The sequence below is a fragment of the Erythrobacter sp. F6033 genome (genome assembly GCF_023016005.1).
Classification (GTDB): Bacteria; Pseudomonadota; Alphaproteobacteria; order Sphingomonadales; family Sphingomonadaceae; genus Erythrobacter.
Window position 1 is genome coordinate 36,128 of sequence record NZ_JALKAZ010000002.1, and the last position, 18,176, is coordinate 54,303.

General features: G+C 59.1%; 18 protein-coding genes. 1 reads left to right on the forward strand and 17 read right to left on the reverse strand.

Annotated features, from left to right (window positions below; translation table 11 throughout):
• Positions 1-3: 3 nt before the first annotated feature.
• From MWU39_RS12205 to MWU39_RS12225, 5 genes are read right to left on the reverse strand one after another with little or no spacing between them, the layout of a single operon-like run.
• Positions 4-651, reverse strand: a complete 648-nt coding sequence (locus MWU39_RS12205) for a FliH/SctL family protein (RefSeq protein ID WP_247160414.1) — start codon at positions 649-651, stop codon at positions 4-6.
• Complete coding sequence (fliG, locus tag MWU39_RS12210; RefSeq protein ID WP_247160415.1) at positions 635-1,681, reverse strand: flagellar motor switch protein FliG; 1,047 nt, start codon at positions 1,679-1,681, stop codon at positions 635-637. The genes MWU39_RS12205 and fliG overlap by 17 nt, the downstream gene beginning before the upstream one ends.
• Positions 1,678-3,315, reverse strand: coding sequence for a flagellar basal-body MS-ring/collar protein FliF (gene fliF, locus MWU39_RS12215; RefSeq protein WP_247160416.1), 1,638 nt, complete (start codon positions 3,313-3,315; stop codon positions 1,678-1,680). The genes fliG and fliF overlap by 4 nt, the downstream gene beginning before the upstream one ends.
• A gap of 3 nt (positions 3,316-3,318) precedes the next feature.
• Positions 3,319-3,675 (reverse strand): flagellar hook-basal body complex protein FliE, encoded by a 357-nt coding sequence (gene fliE, locus MWU39_RS12220; protein ID WP_247160417.1) that lies wholly within the window; start codon positions 3,673-3,675, stop codon positions 3,319-3,321.
• Complete coding sequence (locus MWU39_RS12225; protein ID WP_247160418.1) at positions 3,672-5,000, reverse strand: sigma 54-interacting transcriptional regulator; 1,329 nt, start codon at positions 4,998-5,000, stop codon at positions 3,672-3,674. Before MWU39_RS12225 ends, fliE begins: the two co-directional genes overlap by 4 nt.
• 270 nt (positions 5,001-5,270) lie before the next feature.
• Here MWU39_RS12225 and MWU39_RS12230 point away from each other — a divergent pair, with 270 nt between their 5' ends.
• Positions 5,271-6,089 carry a flagellin gene (locus MWU39_RS12230; protein ID WP_247160419.1) on the forward strand — a complete coding sequence of 273 codons (819 nt, stop codon included), beginning with the start codon at positions 5,271-5,273 and terminating at the stop codon, positions 6,087-6,089.
• 105 nt (positions 6,090-6,194) lie between these two features.
• On the opposite strand, the gene MWU39_RS12235 is transcribed toward MWU39_RS12230, so the two are convergent.
• The 12 genes from MWU39_RS12235 to MWU39_RS12290 are packed head-to-tail and all read right to left on the reverse strand — an operon-like array spanning position 6,195 to position 18,169.
• A complete protein-coding gene (locus MWU39_RS12235) occupies positions 6,195-7,016 on the reverse strand; it encodes a class I SAM-dependent methyltransferase (protein WP_247160420.1) in 822 nt (273 codons plus the stop codon).
• Positions 7,013-9,451: an HAD family hydrolase gene (locus MWU39_RS12240; RefSeq protein WP_247160421.1), complete on the reverse strand. Its 2,439-nt coding sequence runs from the start codon at positions 9,449-9,451 to the stop codon at positions 7,013-7,015. The genes MWU39_RS12235 and MWU39_RS12240 overlap by 4 nt, the downstream gene beginning before the upstream one ends.
• A 52-nt stretch (positions 9,452-9,503) precedes the next feature.
• The gene (locus MWU39_RS12245; RefSeq protein WP_247160422.1) at positions 9,504-10,439 is read right to left on the reverse strand and encodes a flagellar motor protein MotB; all 936 of its coding nucleotides are present in this window, start codon (positions 10,437-10,439) and stop codon (positions 9,504-9,506) included.
• 1 nt (position 10,440) lies between these two features.
• Entirely contained in the window at positions 10,441-11,304 is an 864-nt protein-coding gene (gene motA, locus MWU39_RS12250) for a flagellar motor stator protein MotA (RefSeq protein ID WP_247160423.1), read from the reverse strand.
• 37 nt (positions 11,305-11,341) lie between these two features.
• Positions 11,342-12,259 carry a flagellar biosynthesis protein FlgL gene (locus tag MWU39_RS12255; RefSeq protein WP_247160424.1) on the reverse strand — a complete coding sequence of 306 codons (918 nt, stop codon included), beginning with the start codon at positions 12,257-12,259 and terminating at the stop codon, positions 11,342-11,344.
• A gap of 18 nt (positions 12,260-12,277) precedes the next feature.
• The gene (flgK, locus tag MWU39_RS12260; RefSeq protein ID WP_247160425.1) at positions 12,278-13,618 is read right to left on the reverse strand and encodes a flagellar hook-associated protein FlgK; all 1,341 of its coding nucleotides are present in this window, start codon (positions 13,616-13,618) and stop codon (positions 12,278-12,280) included.
• Positions 13,618-13,920, reverse strand: a complete 303-nt coding sequence (locus tag MWU39_RS12265; protein ID WP_247160426.1) for a rod-binding protein — start codon at positions 13,918-13,920, stop codon at positions 13,618-13,620. Before MWU39_RS12265 ends, flgK begins: the two co-directional genes overlap by 1 nt.
• Positions 13,917-15,023, reverse strand: coding sequence for a flagellar basal body P-ring protein FlgI (locus MWU39_RS12270; RefSeq protein WP_247160427.1), 1,107 nt, complete (start codon positions 15,021-15,023; stop codon positions 13,917-13,919). The genes MWU39_RS12265 and MWU39_RS12270 overlap by 4 nt, the downstream gene beginning before the upstream one ends.
• Before the next feature lie 28 nt (positions 15,024-15,051).
• A complete protein-coding gene (locus MWU39_RS12275; protein WP_247160428.1) occupies positions 15,052-15,756 on the reverse strand; it encodes a flagellar basal body L-ring protein FlgH in 705 nt (234 codons plus the stop codon).
• Positions 15,757-15,770: 14 nt separating this feature from the next.
• A complete protein-coding gene (flgG, locus tag MWU39_RS12280) occupies positions 15,771-16,562 on the reverse strand; it encodes a flagellar basal-body rod protein FlgG (RefSeq protein ID WP_247160429.1) in 792 nt (263 codons plus the stop codon).
• 43 nt (positions 16,563-16,605) lie between these two features.
• Entirely contained in the window at positions 16,606-17,346 is a 741-nt protein-coding gene (gene flgF, locus MWU39_RS12285) for a flagellar basal body rod protein FlgF (protein WP_247160430.1), read from the reverse strand.
• Between the two features lie 10 nt (positions 17,347-17,356).
• Positions 17,357-18,169: a flagellar hook basal-body protein gene (locus MWU39_RS12290; protein ID WP_247160431.1), complete on the reverse strand. Its 813-nt coding sequence runs from the start codon at positions 18,167-18,169 to the stop codon at positions 17,357-17,359.
• Positions 18,170-18,176 lie beyond the last annotated feature (7 nt).

Genomic DNA, 18,176 nt, shown 5'->3' on the forward strand with positions numbered 1-18,176 from the left:
CGATCATCCCTGCAGCGCCTCCGCGATTGCGCGGCGCCATTGATCCGGTCCGTCGTGCACCTCGCCGTCGCCGCTTACCAGTCGAAGCGACCCGCGCGGTATGTTTGCATCCGGCATGATCGCCCAGCCCTGCGGTGCGGATTTGCCGAGCATTTCGATATCAAGGGGGTTGAGATGCAGCGAGCAATGCTCTGCCGCCATTCCCAGCGCCTTTGCGGCCCCCTTCACTCGCTCCATCAAGCCATCTGCATTGAGCACACTGGCATCCAGAACCTGCCCGCACAGTGACAAGACCGTCTCGGATAGGGCTTGCGCAAATGCGTCCATCGCCGCTTGATCAAGCGAACGAAACGCCAGCCGTAGATCGCGCTGCTGACCGGCAGTAACGTCAAACTCCGCTTGTGCGGCGGCCCGGCCTGCGGCTTCGCCATCAAGAAAAGTCTGCTGCAAGGCGTCCGCCTCATCAACGGATTGGCGCAAGTCTTCTCCAGCACTAGAATTGGGCTTTGTCTGAGATAGGCCCAGGCCGAATATTGCCCCTTCCTGGAAACCACCGCGACTGCCCATCGCCGCGATCCAATCCGGTGCGCCATTCGCATCCTGCACCGGCGTATCGGTCAACAGGCTGATCCAATCAGACGAACTCGCCATCATCGGCTCCAATCGAGATTTCACCTTGGTCTGCGAGATTGCGCGCGGTTTCGATAATCTTGCGCTGCGCAGCTTCCACATCGCTCTTCGCAAGGCGCCCGCGCAATTCGATATCGTCGCGAATTCCATCTGCCGCTCTGCTCGACATGGCTGCAAAGAATGGATCGCGCTCGCTGTCTTTAAGACCCTTCAGGGCATCGACAAGCGCTTCATTGTCAACATCACGTAGTAAGCGGCCCATCTCCTGCGGGCCAAGATCAAGCAGCATTTCGAAAGTGAACATCTGCTCTTCGATTGCTTCGGCGAGCGAAGGATCAATTTGCGCAATGGCTGGCAAGACAGTGTTGCGAACTTCGCCCGCGGCCAGATTGATAAGGTCCGCTGCTTCGCGAGGTCCGCCAAGCATCAACGAACTGGCACCGAAGCTTGCCCCGATCCGCTGCGACAGCAAATTATCGATCATGTCGACCGCTTGCGGCGAGATTGGTCCGATGCGGGCGATCCGTCCGACAACTTCGGATTGTGCTTGTTCAGGCAGACAGGAAAGAACTTCCGCCGCCGATTCTGCCTCCAACATCAAAAGGAGTGCAGCGATTACTTGAGGGTGCTCGCCTTCGACCAGTTTCAATATGACTTTTGGCGCGAGCCAGCGGGCCATTTCGATACTGCGAGGACGGCTTTCGGGCTCAATCCGCTGCATCATACTTTCCGCCTTGGTTTCACCCAAAGCCTGAGTCAGCAAAGCGCGGACTTGCCCTGATCGATTACGAGCCGGAAGCACTTCGCGGTCGGCCTCGGTCACGAAATCGCTAATCGCCTCGGCAATGCCGTTCTGATTGATTTCTCCCAACTCGCACATCGCTCCGCCCAACCTTTCCAGTTCGCCCGGGCCAAGTCGCGACAGCAATTTCGCGGCTTCGTCTTCGCCAAGCAGAGTGAGGAATACGGCCGCTCGCTCAATTCGGCTCATCGCTGGAAGATCATTGGATGTGATCGATCCGCCTGCGTCTATCTGTTCGGCTGCACTCATGATACGGGTGCCTCATCTTTGGGTGGCTGAAGCATCCGCTGAAGCGCTTCGACAGCACGATCAGGCTGCGAAGAGGCCAGCTGACGAGCCAGATCCACTTGGCGGGGCAAGTCGACTTGAGACGCAGCAATTTGCACTGCGCCGCTCTCGATCACAGGATCGTCGTCTTCAATCTCCTCAGCTTCATCGTCATTGCGCAGGCGCTTCATCAGAGGGCGCACAACCATCAACAAAACAAGCAGCACGGCGAGCAACGCGGTGCCGTAACGCAGAGCCATCGCAAACCAGGGCTGCTCATAGAAAGCGACCGGGGTGACTTCTGCGGTTTCGAATGTGCTGGTCACGACTTCGACCTGATCGCCGCGCGCTTCGTCGGCGCCGACCGCTGCACTCACCAGTGATTGCAGCTGCTCGGCGGTAAGCGGTGCCGCGGCTTTGAGCGCCTCGTCACTGACAGCAACCGCGACAGAAAGTTTCACAAGGCCGCCTGGACGTGTGCTTGTCACTGCGACTTCGCGGCCCAGTTCATAGTCGCGGCGCGTAGCAGTCTCACGATCGCCGGACGTCTGCCCAGCGCCCTCTGTGACTGCCGCTTCCGTCGCTTGAGGTGCTTCGTCGACAAGAGCTGCGTCAGGCGGCGGGGTATTTGCCGTTACACCCGGAACGCCGCCTGATCGGGCGCCCGATGAACGCATCGAACTGCGCTCGCTTTCGCTGCGAACCACGCCGTCTTGATCATAGCTTTCCCGCGCGGCGGTAACTTCGCTTTGATCGAGCTCAACCTGCACCTGACTCGAAAAATTGCCGTCGCCAAGCAGCGGCATCAAAAGGCTGGTCACTTGCTGGCGCAGTTTGCTTTCAAACTCGCGCTGCAAAACCAATCCATCCATCGACGGATCACGCGCGGAAGACAGCAACCGTCCGTTCTGATCGACCACTCGGACCGATTCAGGCGTCATACCGGGGACCGATCCCGACACCAGATTGACGATCGCTTCGACTTGATCCTGACCCAGTGAACGGCCCCCAACAAGTCTTACCATGACCGACGCGGTTGGTGCATTTGTGTCCCGCACAAAGACCGAGCGTTCGGGCGTGGCGAGATGGACACGCACTGCTTCGATCCCGTCAATTTCGCGGATGGTCAGCATCAATTCGCGCTCTCGCGCGAGCCGCAAACGTTCGCCTTCTAACGTTCGGCTTGAACCGAGAGGGATAGCGTCAAGCATTTCGCTCGCGCCCTCCGGCGCGGCCAATCCTGCGTCGCTGGCAACCGCCATGCGTGCTCTGTAAAGCTCGTCTTCACCGACCGTGACGACACCTGTGCCGCTATCGATGGTGTAGCCGATTCCGCTTTGCTCCAGCGTTTCGACGACTTTGGCGCGCTCGCCATCGCTCAAATTGGAATAGAGGATACGCTGCGGGCCTTGAGAAATGCCGAAATACAGCGCTGCAATTATCGCTATCGCGCCAAGTCCAGCCAAAGCGGGCAATGCCCGGCGAATGGCCGGCTGACTGATGAAGGCGGAAATTTGACTCCGCCAATCTCCTGATTGGGAGCGAAAGCCGATCGTAGGATCGACGACCGGTATGGCCTCACCACCAGCGGGGACGGGCATGGTTGCATCAGCCATCTATCAGCTCCCCATCCGCATAATGTCTTGGTAGGCAGAAAGCAGTTTGTTGCGGACTTGCAGGGTCGCTTCGAACGCGACGCCAGCTTCCTGACGCGCCAGCATGACCTGTGCGATATCCGTCACTTCGCCGCGTTCATACGCAGCCTGCATATCGCCAGATCGCTTTTGTACGGCGCTGACCTGTTGCAAGGCCGTGCCCAATGTGGCGGCGAAATCGGCACCTGCTGGCGCAGCCGGAGCACCTGCCGTAGCATCTGTCGCAGCACGCACATCTCGAAGCGCCTCGCTACGGGCGAGAACTTCCTGACGCAATGCCAATACGTCTTGAACGCCGGAGGTTGGTCGAACGCCGTTCATGCCTCACCTCCCGCAGCAAGCAAGCCAGATTCCCGCATCGAAGCGAGGCGATAGCGGAGCGTCCTCTCGGATATGCCCAAGCTGCGCGCGGTTTTTGCGCGGTGGCCGCCATGACTTTCAAGGGCAGTCAGGATGGCCTGCACTTCTGATTGAAATGCCACATCGGACAGTTTCCCGCCTGCTCGCGCAAACGTTAGTGACGCAGCGCGGTCTGCACCGGCCTCATGGACAGGTCTAACCGGTTGATCGAAGACAATGTGCTCCGAACCGATTTGATGGGAATCACCCGCCAACAAGATCGCGCGGCGAATGACATTTTCCAGCTCGCGAACATTGCCAGGCCATATATGCGTCTGCAGCAAAGCCAGCGCCTGACCCGAAATCCAATGGGGCAACTCGTCACGGCAGGCATGACGCAGCAACATTCCGAAAGCGAGCGGTGCGATATCGCCGGGCCTGTCTCGCAAAGCGGCCAGCTCGAGAGGGAACACGTTGAGGCGATAGAGCAGGTCTTCGCGGAAACGCCCTGCTTCCACTTCGGCGCTGAGTGTCCGATTGGTGCAGGCGACCACCCGAACATCAACGCGCACCGGCTTTGTCGCACCCAGTGGTAAGACTTCGCCCTCTTGCAAAGCTCGTAGCAGTTTGGATTGCAGCGCGAGCGGCAGCTCACCCAATTCGTCCAGCAGCAAAGTGCCGCCATCTGCAGCTTTGAATAAACCATCTCGGGCCTCGCCAGCCCCGGTAAAGGCTCCTTTGCGATGACCGAACAACAAACCCTCAAGCATAGCTTCGGGCATTGCGGCACAGTTGACTGCCACAAATGGCCCTTTGCTGCGGGCCGAGAGGCGGTGAACAAATTGGGCAAGCACTTCTTTACCCGTGCCAGTCGGCCCTTCGAGCAGAACCGGTATCTCGCTGCCAGCAATTCGCTGCGCCAAAGTAAGTAAGGCGAGGCTATGATCATCAGCCGCAATCGGCCAACCGCCTTGCGCTGCTACCGCGAGAAACGCCGCGCGCGCTGCATCCATTGAACTCTCAGAATAAGCCAGTGCGATCCGGTGATCCGCCTGCCGGCCAAGCGAAGGAAGCTCCGCCTTGGTCAGATCAATCTCAATCCTGTCAGGCCGGCGGCCTCCCGATGGGCAAGGGAACCTCCCGCTTTCACCCAAAGCAATCCGATCCCTTTGCCAATCCTTTGCAAGAAGCGGCAAAGTCGTGCCGAGAAGCGCGCGATGGCGACTTTCAAAATCGCCCTCACAAACATTGTCGGCATCGTCTTCAAAAGAGGGCGCCTGATGGGCGTCGTACGGTGAATTCAGCATAGCAGAACCAATGGGCCTTGTTACTTTCACGACTGTTTTCGTGTGTCGGAAAGGATTTGCCGCCTTGCCGGCCAAAATAGAGGTAATTTAAGCCCCCGTAGGACCCCTTAGTCGCGGATATTCCGGTGTTGAGCATGCTCGAAACACCGCTTTGCCTAGGCACAAATGGAAAAACGATCTCATGTCCTTAAACATCCAAACAGATGGCCGCTCTTAGGTTCACCAGCGGCGAGCCCCTCTCGCTGCGGAAGACCATCGGGAGTTTGACCAATGTCCGTAATTAACACCAACACCTCTGCTCTGCGTGCTGCCAACTCAGGCATGCAGGCCAACCGTATGCTTGATACTGCGATGGAGCGTCTATCGACGGGTCGCCGGATCAACAGCGCCGCTGATGACGCGGCCGGCCTTTCCATTGCAACCGGTTTCACATCTGAAATTCGCGGCCTCAACCAAGGCATCCGAAACGCGAATGACGGGATCGCCCTGGCACAGACCGCTGAAGGTGCGCTGGACGAAGTCTCCAACATGCTTCAGCGCGTTCGCGAATTGGCGATCCAGTCCAGTAACGGAACGCTTGATTCAGAAGATCGCGGCTTCCTCGACACCGAAGTCACCGAGCTTGCAGGCCAGATCAACGACATTCTGAGCAACACCGACTTCAACGGCGTGTCCTTGTTCAGCACCACGAGCGGCACCGACGTGACAGTCGACATCGCAATCGATGCCGGTCGCACAGTCACCCTGACCAGCACCGGAATTGATGGCACTGCAATCACAGCTGCGGCCCTTGATGTCAGCACGTCGACCAATGCGGCGACGGCAATCACAAATGTCGATTCTGCATTGAGCAGCGTCAACACCGCGCGTTCATCGCTGGGTGCCGGACAAAACCGGCTTGAATCGGCAATCAACAACCTCACGACCACATCGGCCAATCTCACCGATGCGCGGTCGCGGATCGAGGATACCGATTACTCTGCCGAAACCACGGCCCTGGCGAAGGCTCAGATCCTGAGCCAGGCATCAACCGCGATGCTCGCCCAAGCGAACCAGTCACAGCAGAACGTGCTGTCACTCCTGCGATAAAACGCACTCTCCGCCGCTCCCGATGGGGGCAAAAGGAAAAGCCCGGAGCCTTTACGGTTCCGGGCTTTTTTTGGTTGGCAAGCAATGGGATTAAAGAGCGTGGCGCTAAGCCGGTGTTGCAGTCCGGTCCTGCCAGTCAATCACCTCCAGGTAATTGCGCAGCCGGTTCTCCTCAAGCCGCGCAATCAATGGATTTTGGTGAAAGGGCAGCAGGAATTGAGCGATTGCTTCCGCCCAAGGAGCGTCCGCATCAAAGATGATGCCCAGCCCGAAAACCGCTGGCACATGCACGTAATAAAGCGGACGCTCTTCGGTGTCCGCTTTGGCTATGAAGTCCTCTACAGCAGTGAGCACCCCGTTCCGCGGGCCGCCCGCTTTCAATGCCACTGCGAAACTACCGCTGCCGCGAAAGCCGCGCCCTTTTAAGACACCGTCATCGTCGAGGACGACGCCATGGTCATAACTGTGGGGGTGACGCCAATCGGCTGGAACCCGCGATGGCGCATAGTAAAAATCGCGGCGCGCGCATGGCCATGAAACATCGTGCAAGAACGCAAGCAAAGGCCGATCAGCCTCGCAGCATATCCGGTCGACATGGACGAGCTCATTGAACACCGTGAAATAATTGTGATCGCCGTCAATAAACCACGCATCGGCTGGCCCTGCGGTTTCCAGCGCATCCAGACTGGGCTGTTTCACATGGCAGACAGCGCTGCTGCCTTCTGCCCATTCAGAAAAACTGGGATCCGGTTCGGGATCGTAGCAGGTCAGCATGCCTCCCTGTTCTTCGCAATGATCGGCCAGCTCTCTGGACATCCCGCCGAACTCGCTTCCGATCTCCGTTATATTTGCAGCTTCTGCCTCCTTGAGACACGGCATGATGATGGCGGAAAATTCAGACATCGAATGGATTAACAGGTTGCTCATGCGGCTTTCTCCTTAACTGAGATGGATGCTGCACGAGCAGCAAACGGCACGGCGCTTTCGCCGCGTTTTCTAAGCGGGCGGAACACGAATTCCAGCATCTGAGGCTCATCGCTGGCGTGAAGCGCACTTGGCGTCACAAGCGCGAACGCATTTTCCGAAGTGCATTCGAAAATACCCGGGGTGCGCTCTTCCAATCCGTCGAATTGCGGCGTCACAAGCGTGGGCCTTGTGTCGTTGACAACACCGCCCGCAAGGCCGCTCACGGGAGCGCATGTGACCGAAGCAATCTCGATCCATTCACACGCTGCCCCGACTTTCAGAGCAACGCCGTTCCCTTTGTCGCCGAGCGGAACGCGTGCGGCAAAATAGCCATCATGGGTCGCGCGGGCTTCGACAATTGCTTGCGCCGTGTCGGCCGCATTCACATAGAAGACAGCCATCTCGAGCGTAGCAGGCGCATAGTCAGTGTAACTCAGCCCCAGTCCAAACCGCTTCTGCGCAATCAGCGCGAGCCGCGTGCTCATATCCTCTTGGGCAAGCTCAGCAGGCAAGAACATGCGGGCCGACCCTTTCATATAAAACAGACCGCGGCGCTGCATCCCTTCGCGCGCGTGATCAGGATCGAACAACGGCACCATCCGCTCACTGCCCATATTCACATCGTGTTCGAACCGGCTGACTATGCGCAATTCATGCGGCAAAGGCAGGAACATAAACCGGCCCAGCGCCGCCGCCGCCGCGCCGTCTCGCCACGCTTGTTCTGAATTGACATCCTGAGCGCGAGTAACGGGCGGATTGCTAGCAGCCTTGGCAAAGGCGACCACACCGCGTTGTACCGCATCACGCACCTCGCTTTGCTTGCCTTTGACGGCGCTATCTTTGCGGATCGGATCGCCCGTTTCAGTGTAGTCTACGACAGAGCCGAGCTCGCATGTCGCCAATTGCTCAATCACTGCGACATTGCCGCATAAAGCTTCCAAAAACTCGGGATCGAAATTGCGCGCATCGATCAATCCGCGCTTGTCGAGCCCCGTGGCCTGCATCTCACGCAGCAGCAGATACCGGCCAGCCACATGGACATCGAATGCCTCGCTGAGCAGCGCATCAACCCGGTTCTGCGCGCTCCCGTTGTAACCGAGGTCGACGAGCATCAGCGTGTCTCCCGGCTGCGGGTCAACGGCTTGGCGTATATGTTCGGTCAGACGGTCGGCGAAGGCGCGCGCCCTACGAATTGTCTTTTTTTGCCGCTGCCCTGTGCGCAGTTCCATGAGCAATCGCGCGCTGGCTTCAGACTTGTCGGCATCGCTTTGCGGGTCGCCGATAATTTGTGTGATTTCGCTCTCATCAAGCAGCATCTGCCGCGCCAATGTAGAAGGGTTCAGCCCATGCTCCAAGGCGACGTGCTGTTCATAGGCTTCGCGCGTGGTCAAAGAGGCTGCGGTTGCCACGAAACGGCTGATCTCAACCCTTGCGGTCTCCGGCGCCGGACTGCCTGCCATATGGACGCACCATGGCAAATGGCCATCGCGCAGCATAAACAGCCAGTGGACCTTCCCGCCATTCGCCTTGGCAAGAGTTTGTGCTTCGCCGTGGAGCCAGCGGTCAAAACCCGCAAATACCGGGCCTAGAACCGCGAAGCCCAAAGCATCCGCTGCGTTCTCAAGCTTGGGTTCGCCATTTGAGAGCAAAGCCCGGTGCGGTTGAAGGCCACGGATCTGTCCCGCCTTCTCACCGATAAGTTGTGCAAACGCGCGCTCGAAACGCAGGCGTTGCTTGGCTGTCTCTTCGAACTGCACAAGGTGCCGAGCGGGCACGCCCAATGCACGCGATGCATCGTAATCCGCCGCTTTATTATCACCCAGATGAAACGCTTCATGAGGCCGGCACTTCATTGCTTTCAGCGCTTTGGCGAGCAACCCTTCTCCTTTGGAGATGCCGGCCTGCGAAGAGGCAAACACGCGGTCAATCAAATCCGCGACCTCGTCGCCTGCGGCATCCCGGATAAGCTGTTCCAGTTGCGCCGCATCCAGATAGGTGTCGGACACAATGATGACAGCCAGACCCCTCGCCTTGGCAACCCGCATCAGCTCGACAGTCGGCGCAAATGCAAAGCATGCCCGCGCTTCTGCGGTAAGCTCTTCGGCTATTGCCTGTTCGCGATCGGCAGGCTGCGCATTGGGCAAGGCTTGCTCATAGATCTCGGCGAGCCCGACCTCGTTGCTCCGCCGCAAAGTTCGGCGTGCTTTTCTCGCATTCGCCTCGCCCACTATTCTTTGGCCCGGTAAGACCGCTGAAAGCCCGGAAAACAGATCGGTCGGCGCATGGCAATCGCGCCACAGCAGCGTGTCGAAACAATCGAGTGAGAGAAGTTTGACGCCAGCCGGAGCGTGTTCGAGCGCCTCCGGCAATTCGTGTGGCAGGATCGTTTCGGTCATTCTCTCGCTCCGTCTTGGACTGGCAGCGATGCGCCGCCATCTGGCGAGAGAGCTAGTTAGACATGGTTGATGGACTAGTGCCGGATGCCTCCGCACGATTACCTATTGGCAAGCGCGGCCGCGTGCGCTGCGAGCGGGCTTCTGGTTTGAGCAATAGGAGCGAGATACGCCGATTGCGCGGATCGCCCGGATTGTCCGCGATAAGCGGCTCTCGATCGGCCACCCCTTCGATTCTTGCGAAACGCTGCGGGCTCATCCCGTTCAGTATGAGCGCCTGACGCGTAGCTTCCGCCCGGCCGGTTGATAGCGACCAGTTATTTGCCATCACACCCGACCGCCATGGCAAAGAGTCGGTATGGCCCCGCAGGATCAACGGCGCGCTTTCCCCCTCGATACTGCCAGCAATGATATCGAGTATGCCGCGTGCCTCATCGGTGAGGATGGTAGTGCCGAGAGCAAACATCGAAAAATCGGCATCGTCGACCAGGTCAATCCGAATGCCATCGGGCGCACGCATTACGCGGACCTGTTCTGCCAAATGCCGCAGCTTCTTCTGTTTCGACAGTTCATCTGCGATTGTCTCGCGCAATTCCTTGATACGTTCGGCTTCCGCTTCGCCGCGTCCGCCACCTTCAACGGGTCCACCAGTTGCACCGCGTGGAATGGTGATCGACTTGGTCCCGGTCTGTCCCTGTGCGTTAGGGTAATTGTCCGCATCGGTGATCGAGCTGCCGCCCAGCATCCCATCTGAACCCGCGCCTTCCTGCCGCATTTTGACGAGCGTAGGCGTGAAGTAATCAGCCAATCCTTTTCGCTGGTTTTCTTCCGTCGCGCCGAGCAACCAGAGAAGCAGGAAGAACGCCATCATTGCCGTCACAAAATCGGCATAGGCAACTTTCCAGGCACCGCCATGATGGCCATCGGCAGCGGCTATCGTGATTTTCTTGACGATAATGGGCGCAGGCGGCGGCGCAGTTTCTTCAGCCATCCTATCGACCCCGCATCAAATCGAGCAGATCGGTCAGCTTTGGACGATGCGCTGGCGGCAGACCCGAGCGCGCAGCTTCCAAGACAAGCGGTTGAGGGTAGCCATGAAGGCTGGCGATAATCACCTGTTTTATCGAATGAAAGATCTGTTGATCGTGTGCATTCACCTGTTTCAACCGGCCTGCCATGGGGCCTGCAAATCCATAGGCGAGCAGCACGCCGAGGAATGTCCCAACAAGCGCGCCGCCGATCATCTTGCCAAGGATTTCGGGCGGCTCGTTGATCGAACCCATCGTCTTGATCACGCCCAGAACCGCAGCAACAATTCCCAGCGCGGGAAACGCATCGGCCATGGACTGGATAGCGTGAGCGGGTTCTTCCATCTCGTGCAGCTGGGTCTTGATCGAATTGTCGATCACGTCCTCGACCGCGTGGGTATCCAGCGTTCCGCTTGAAACCACCATAAGCGTCAACGGATCGCAGATCAGATCGCGGACGGCCGGATCATTTTGCAGTTTCGGATACTCGCTGAAGATGGTTGAGCTTTCCGGGTCGGTGACATGGCTCTCAAGCGCGACGGCCCCTTCCGCGCGAAGCAATTTCATCAGCTGGCTACAAAGCGCGATGGCATCGATATGGTCATCGTCCGAATATTTCGGCCCTTTGAAGACCTTCGCAAAACCGCCGCCCAACAGCTTGATCTCGTGCATCGAGTTGCCGATCAACACGGCGCCAATCGCCGCCCCGCCAATCATCATCATTTCAAGCGGCAGCGCCGCGAGAATAGGCCCCATGGCCCCTCCGGCGAGCACAAACCCGCCAAACACCATGATGATCAGAACAATGATACCGATGATGGCAAACATCTCGATAGGCTCCTGTTAAATGCGACTGGCCAGCGCGTTAAAGCGCGCGGAAAAGGGACAGCGAACTCACCCGGGCAAAGCTGGCCTGGCTGGCTTCGAGTGCGGTGAGGGTTTGCTGCAATTGCGCGATTGCACTGGCGATATCGGTGTCACCAACTTCGGAACGCTGTTCTGCGACCGAAATTGACCGATCGGCCTGATTTTGTTGGACCACTTCAACCCAAGCGAGCCGGGTTCCGAGAACGGCCTGGTTACGGGTCGCGGATTCGAGTGCAACGTCCAATCCCTCCAATGCGGCCTGCGCCGCTGCAGTCGGGTCTGCTGCGCCGCCGCGCAAAGCGGCCGCCAACCCATCCACCAGCGCGAATGTATTGGTTGGCGCGCCGCCAGCGGAGAATTCGAACACATCATTGCCAGCCACACCGCGTTCAATTTCGGTGCCCGGTGCAACCCTGACCGATCCGATCTGGTTGTTGCCCGCATAGGTGACACTGCCCGCGCCATCGCGCGTAAAGGCTGGCCCGGCGGCAGTGCCCGCGAACAATGGTTCTCCGGTCAGGGATGTAGCATTGGCCCTATCGAACAGCTCTTCGCCGAGCTGTTCCAGCTCCTCCGCAATGGCATTTCTGGCAGCTTCCGGCAGTGTGTCACTGGCCGCTGAGAGAGCGAGTTCGCGCGCTCGAGCGATAACATTGGCGACCCCGCCCACTTGATCGGCAGCGAAGGTCAGATCCTGTGCCAGTTTGGCCGCGTTTTCTTCCTCAATCTCTCCCAATCGCTCCAACCTGTCGAGCGAACGCAAACGCGCCGCGCCGGTCGGATCATCCGATGCGCGTTCGATGCGCTGTCCGGTTGCGACCTGCGTTTGCAGACGCTCGATCGAACCGCGCAGCTCGGCCATTTGGCTCAGAGAGCGATTGAAATAGGCGGCTGTCGAATTGCCAACAGTGGTCATTTGCCGTTTCCCTTCGCTCTATCTCAACGCCAGAATGGTATCGAACAGGTCGGCTGCGACCTGTATGATCCGGCTGTTTGCTTCGAATGCTTGCTGCAAGCGGACGAGCGCGGCAGCCTCCGCATCCAGATCGACACCGGTTGCCGTAAGCAGCGCGGTTTCGGCGCTCTGCGCGACAATCGTTAGGCCCTCGCGTCTGGTGTCTAGGCCGGAAATCCGGCTGGAAATGCCAAGCAGCAGGGTGTCAGTCGTCGTCGCAGGTCCGTTGCCGGCGGAAAGCGCACCGATCAGATTTCGAAGATTGGAAACATCGCGGCTTCCCGTAGGAGCACCTGCCGGCGCAGTCGCGATCTCTGATCCGCCTGTCAGCGCGACCTCGATGCTCTCAGCTGAATTGCCTGCAAAGAAAGCGGGCGCAGCGGCGCCAGAACTGGTCGAACCCGATGCCTGTGCCGTGTTGGCGGCGGTGATGATTTGATTGGCAATTCCATCAAGCTCCACCTGCATGGTGGCCATTTCATCGAGCGCGGTCTGTCGGCCCGAAAGCGCCCCACTCGAAGGGGCGAATGACTGTCCGTTTGCGTCAAAGGTTACGCGGCCCTCGGCATCCGCCGTGAAGCCAAGTGTTGCCGCGTTGGCGCCAGTGACGAGTCCCACTTGCGGCGATCCAGAAAGACTAACCGTCGCGGCTCCGAACTCGTCGAATTGCACATCAATTCCGAATTGCTGAGAGAGATCGCGTAGGCTCGCATCCCGCGCATCGAGCAGTGCCGCTTTGGCAGCAGTGCCATCACGAACCTTCACCAATTCGGCATTGGTCCGGGCAATTTCATCTGCGATAGTTTGGGCGGATTGTACGCCCACTGTGACTTCGGCCTGCAACAGGCTGCGGCTTTCTGCGAGAGATCCGTTCGCTAGCTGAAATGTGTTGCTCAATTGCCGGGCTGTTTCCAGCGCCGATGTACGCAGCACCGGATCCAACGGGTCGCTTTCCAAGCGGACGAGCGCGGCTTCTAAATCAACCAGCCCTTCAAACAGGCGGGATTGCTCAATCGCAGTCTCTGCGCCGCGCAAACCGTTCATTTCGGCTTCCGTCCGCGCCAGATCGGCTGTCGCACTGCGGAATTGCAACTGCACCAGCTCGCTTTCGGCCCGCGCCACCGTTCCGATGCGCACACCGCCATACGAATTGGCCGAGTTTAACCCGATCGTCGCGCTGCCGACCACCTCGCTTTGGGCAAGTGTCCGGCGCGCATAGTCCGGGTTGGACGCATTCGCGATGTTCTGCGCTGTCAGTTCAAGGCTGGCGCGCGCCGCCGCAGCGCCGCTGCGGCCGATCGAGATAAGTGCGGTAGGCATCACATACCCCCATGCCCATCAACATATTGAGCAAGCTGTTCCTCGATACTCCGTGCAAACCCGAAGGAGCCCGATTCCGCAGCGATTTCAGCGAAGTGTTCATCGCGCATTTTCTCGAATTGCTTCAGCCCGCCTCCGGTTAGCGGTGCATCTTCGGCAAAGCTTGAGGCGCGCGCCGTTTCGAGCATGCGGCGGATCATGATCGCCTCGAAACCCTGCGCTGCTTCGCGCAGCTCCCGCCGCTCGGGCGAGAGTGTGTCGGGCAATGTGCCGATCGAAGGAGAAGATGGCGCGATAATCACAGCACCACCATTTCGGCCTGCAATGCGCCCGCCTGTTTGAGGCTTTCGAGGATCACAACCAGATCGGCTGCGCCCACGCCAAGCAGGTTGAGCGCGTCAACTATCTCGCTCAGCGAGGCCGCTCCTGGCATCAAAGCAACTCGGTCAGACCGCTCGGTCACGGTGATATCGGATGCCTCTTCAACCGCTGTTTCGCCGTTGGCAAAAGGTTCGGGCTGCACAATGCGAGGGGTTTCGTCTATGCGAATGACAAGCTTGCCATGGCTAATCGCAGCAGGCGAAAGGCGCACCGACTGATTGATTACCACCGTGCCCGTCCGACTGTTGACGATCACCTTGGCCGCGACCGGTGCTGGTGTAACGGCCAACATCTCAATCTCGGCGAGCTTTGCCGCGCGGATGTCGTTTCCAAATGGCAGAGTCAGTTCGATACTCACGCCATCCGAAATGCGCGCCATTCCGGGATAAATCCCATTGATCGCATCGCGCACACGGGACGCGGTAAGAAAATCGGCGCGGTGCAAGTTGAAACGCAAAGTGCCTTCCCGGTCGAAACCGGTGGCAACCGCACGCTCGACCGATGCGCCGTCTGCAATTCTGCCGACAGTTGTGACATTGACCGTCAGCTGCGATCCGTCGCGGCCGGAGACACCCAATCCGCCAACTGCAATATTGCCCTGAGCCATCGCGTAGATCTGGCCGTCTGCACCATAAAGCGGAGCCAGTACCAAGGCACCGCCGCGCAGGCTTTTGGCCTGACCCAAAGTTGAAACAGTGATGTCGATCCGTTGGCCCGGCTTGGCAAAGGCAGGCAAATCAGCCGTGATGATAACCGCAGCGGCGTTGCGCAAATTGGGGCTGATGCCGGGCGGCAATTGCAGGCCCAGCCGGCCAGAGACGCCCTTCATCGCTTCGGTCACGTATTGAAGATTGTCATCGCCCGTACCCTGCAGACCAACCACCACACCGTAACCGGTAAGCTGGTTGGTCCGTAGACCTTCGAATTCGCCCAAGTCGCGAATACGTTCGGCAGATCCGCTGACGGGGGTCATCACCGCGATCAACGCGATGATGAGTCCGATTAGTTTGGAAATTCTGGTCATGTCGCAGTTCCTTGCATGTCAGGGCCGCTCAAAACGGCGAGATGAAGTTGAAGAAACGCGACAGCCAGCCCGGACGGCTCGCCTGCTGCACCGCGCCCTTGCCGGAATAGATGATCCGGGCATTGGCGACTTGAGACGATGGCAGGCGGTTGTCGGCATTGATGTCGATCAGGCGGATTCGTCCGGCGAATTGGACCCATTCCTTTCCCTGACTCAGCGACATCTGCTTTTCTCCGACCACCTCTGCGGTGCCATTGGGATAAATCGCGGCAATCGTGACCGCGACGGTTCCGGTAAGCTGGCTTTGCTGGGCAGCATTGCCTCCACCTGAGAACGAACCTTGCGCTGCAGGATTAAGGGCGTTCGGATTGAGAAAGCTGAGCGGACCGGCGGTCGGTGGCGTGATAGAGAACCCACCATCGCGGTTTGTCTGGCCGGTGGTGCTTTTGGAGGTCGATGTGTTTTCAACCAGCACGATGGTCACCATATCGCCCAGTGACCGGGCGCGGGTTCCGACATGCAGCCCCGCATATCCCTGCCCCACGCGAAAGATAGAGCCGCGATTGTCAGCCCGCGAAGGCGCGGCATGCTCGCCTTGCGCTGTAATCGCGACCAAAGGCGAGGCGGGTGGTGGTGGCGCGGTGAATCCCGCTTTCGGCCCTCCACCGCCCATACCCATACAGGCGGAGGTCGCGAATGCGGCCAGTGATATTGTGAGTGTGCGAATACGCATGTTCATAGCTCCCATCAGAGGGTCTGGTTTGCATTGCGGAGCATTTCATCGACCGCGCTGACCATTTTTGAATTGATCTCGTAGGCGCGCTGCGCCTCGATCATCTCCACCAGCTCCTCGACAACATTGACGTTGCTGGCCTCCAGCATTCCCTGACGCACATTACCGCGTCCGTTTTGGCCTGCCGGTCCGACTTCCGCCTGACCGCTGGCCCCGGTTTCGACGAGGAAGTTGTCGCCGATGGCGCGCAATCCCGCCGGATTGACGAAGCTGGCGACAGTAAGCTGGCCGAGCTGAACCGCCGCGGCGCTGCCGGGCTGCGAGGCGCTAACGGTGCCGTCCGGTGCAATGGCTATCGACTCCACGCCTTGAGGAATCTGAATTGCTGGCGTGACGGTGTAGCCTTGCGAGGTGACCAACTGGCCCTCGGGCGACAGAGTAAAGTTGCCCGCACGGGTATAAGCTGTTTCGCCGCCACCCGGCAGTTCGACCTGAAAGAACCCGGGTCCATCCAACGCCACATCCAGCGTGTTGCCAGTGGTGTTGAGCGTGCCCTGGCTATCAATCCGGCTCGTGCCCATCACCTGAACACCGGTGCCCAGATTGAGGCCAACAGCATAGGCGGTCTGCCCGGTCGATTGCTGTCCGGCGACGCGTTGCTCCTGATAGGCCAGTGTGGCGAAATCGGCGCGATCACGCTTAAATCCCGTGGTGCCAATATTGGCGAGATTGTTCGCAATAACGCGCATCCGCGCATCTTGTGCTTCAAGTCCTGTACGAGCGACATGGAGAGCCGAATTTGGCATGAAAGATCCTTTCGAATTCGAAGAATAGGGTGTGTGATCAGGCTCAGCGCATCGCCATCAATCGGCTGCCCGCTTCATCAAGTTCGCCAGCAGTGCTGATGATCTTGACCCGTTGTTCAAAGGCTCGCTGCGCCTCGATCATGGCAACCAGTGCATCGGCGGTTTCGACGTTAGATTGCTCCAACGCGCCCGAAGTCACCTGCGCGGTCGGATCAGCGGGAAGCACCCCGCCGCCCACCACTTTCAGGAAACTGTCGATGCCTTTGGCCAGCACGCTGCCATCGGGTGATGCCAGCTTGATCCGGCCCAGCGGCTCAGCAGGAGCGTTGGGTGCCGCCGGATCAGACCCGAGCACGGTTCCATCCTGAGCGATGCTGATACTAAATCCGGCAGGCACCGTTATCGGGCCACCTTCTCCCATGACTGGAAGACGTTCGCCATTCTCGATCAGGCCCGAAGGGGCAACGCGCAAATCGCCGCGCCGCGAATACAATTCCCCGCCATCTGGGCCCTGATACGCGATCAGGGCTTCTCCATTGACCGCGATGTCCATCGGCTGACCTGTGGACGTAACGCGGCCTTGGGTCATATCCGCACCGCGCACGCTGCCGCGCGCCATGGCACGCGCTTCGGGTGAGCCATCTCGCACCGTCGCCGCCTTCACGGAGAACACCTCTCCGCGAAAGCCGGGCGTTGATGCGTTGGCGAGATTGTTCGCAACGGCCCGCTGGCGGTCCATTGCGGCGTTCATCGCCGTCAGCGCGGTGTAGATCAGGCGGTCCACGGTTCAGCCCTTACCGTTGCAGGTTCAGGACGGTTTGCGAGATCGCTGTAGCGGTATCGATTGCGCGGGCATTGGCCTGAAAATTGCGCTGCGCGGTTAGCAGCGAAACCATTTCCTCAGCCAAGTCGACATTGGAGCGTTCGAGCGTGCCTGACAGCAAGTCCCCGACATTGCCGATACCCGGTGCGCCATAGACCGGCGCGCCGGAATCGCCGGTCGCCTCCCATTTGGTTTGACCGATCGAGCGAAGACCGTTGGCAGCGGGGAAAGTCGCGAGAGCGACAGCCGCCACCGGTTCGGTCGTCCCATCGGTATAGGCGGCGGTGACCACGCCGTTGCGGGCAATCGACACGCTTGAAAGCGTTGCACCAGCGGCATTGGTGGTCGGAATGGTTGCGTCGGCGGGTGTGGTGCCGGTTACCGTGCCAGTTGCATCAACCGGATAGGCCTGCACCAGATCGCCATTGGCGTCTTGCAACGATCCGTTGGCGTCGATCTGAAAATTGCCATTGCGCGTGAACGCTAGATCGCCGGAAATCGGATTGGCGGTGGCAAAGAAACCGCCGCCATTGATAGAGACGTCCAGGCTGCGCCCGGTCTGTTCAATTGGCCCGAGCGAAAAATCCTGATTGATCGAAGACACCGCAGCGCCGATGCCAGGCGTGCGACGCGGATCATTGGCAGAGCCATTCGCGACCAGATCGCTAAACTGCGCGTTGCTTTTCTTAAAGCCCGCCGTCTCGGCATTGGCGATATTGTGCGAGATCACCCGCAGATCGGTTTCGGCGTTTTTCATACCGCCAAGAGAAGTGAAAAAGGACATGGTCGGA

Bases quoted from the DNA above. Each gene is read 5' to 3' on its own strand.
- MWU39_RS12205 (WP_247160414.1), bottom strand. From the start codon at position 651: ATGGCGAGTTCGTCTGATTGGATCAGCCTGTTGACCGATACGCCGGTG.
- fliG (WP_247160415.1), bottom strand. From the start codon at position 1,681: ATGAGTGCAGCCGAACAGATAGACGCAGGCGGATCGATCACATCCAAT.
- fliF (WP_247160416.1), bottom strand. From the start codon at position 3,315: ATGGCTGATGCAACCATGCCCGTCCCCGCTGGTGGTGAGGCCATACCG.
- fliE (WP_247160417.1), bottom strand. From the start codon at position 3,675: ATGAACGGCGTTCGACCAACCTCCGGCGTTCAAGACGTATTGGCATTG.
- MWU39_RS12225 (WP_247160418.1), bottom strand. From the start codon at position 5,000: ATGCTGAATTCACCGTACGACGCCCATCAGGCGCCCTCTTTTGAAGAC.
- MWU39_RS12230 (WP_247160419.1), top strand. From the start codon at position 5,271: ATGTCCGTAATTAACACCAACACCTCTGCTCTGCGTGCTGCCAACTCA.
- MWU39_RS12235 (WP_247160420.1), bottom strand. From the start codon at position 7,016: ATGAGCAACCTGTTAATCCATTCGATGTCTGAATTTTCCGCCATCATC.
- MWU39_RS12240 (WP_247160421.1), bottom strand. From the start codon at position 9,451: ATGACCGAAACGATCCTGCCACACGAATTGCCGGAGGCGCTCGAACAC.
- MWU39_RS12245 (WP_247160422.1), bottom strand. From the start codon at position 10,439: ATGGCTGAAGAAACTGCGCCGCCGCCTGCGCCCATTATCGTCAAGAAA.
- motA (WP_247160423.1), bottom strand. From the start codon at position 11,304: ATGTTTGCCATCATCGGTATCATTGTTCTGATCATCATGGTGTTTGGC.
- MWU39_RS12255 (WP_247160424.1), bottom strand. From the start codon at position 12,259: ATGACCACTGTTGGCAATTCGACAGCCGCCTATTTCAATCGCTCTCTG.
- flgK (WP_247160425.1), bottom strand. From the start codon at position 13,618: ATGCCTACCGCACTTATCTCGATCGGCCGCAGCGGCGCTGCGGCGGCG.
- MWU39_RS12270 (WP_247160427.1), bottom strand. From the start codon at position 15,023: ATGACCAGAATTTCCAAACTAATCGGACTCATCATCGCGTTGATCGCG.
- MWU39_RS12275 (WP_247160428.1), bottom strand. From the start codon at position 15,756: ATGCGTATTCGCACACTCACAATATCACTGGCCGCATTCGCGACCTCC.
- flgG (WP_247160429.1), bottom strand. From the start codon at position 16,562: ATGCCAAATTCGGCTCTCCATGTCGCTCGTACAGGACTTGAAGCACAA.
- MWU39_RS12290 (WP_247160431.1), bottom strand. From the start codon at position 18,169: ATGTCCTTTTTCACTTCTCTTGGCGGTATGAAAAACGCCGAAACCGAT.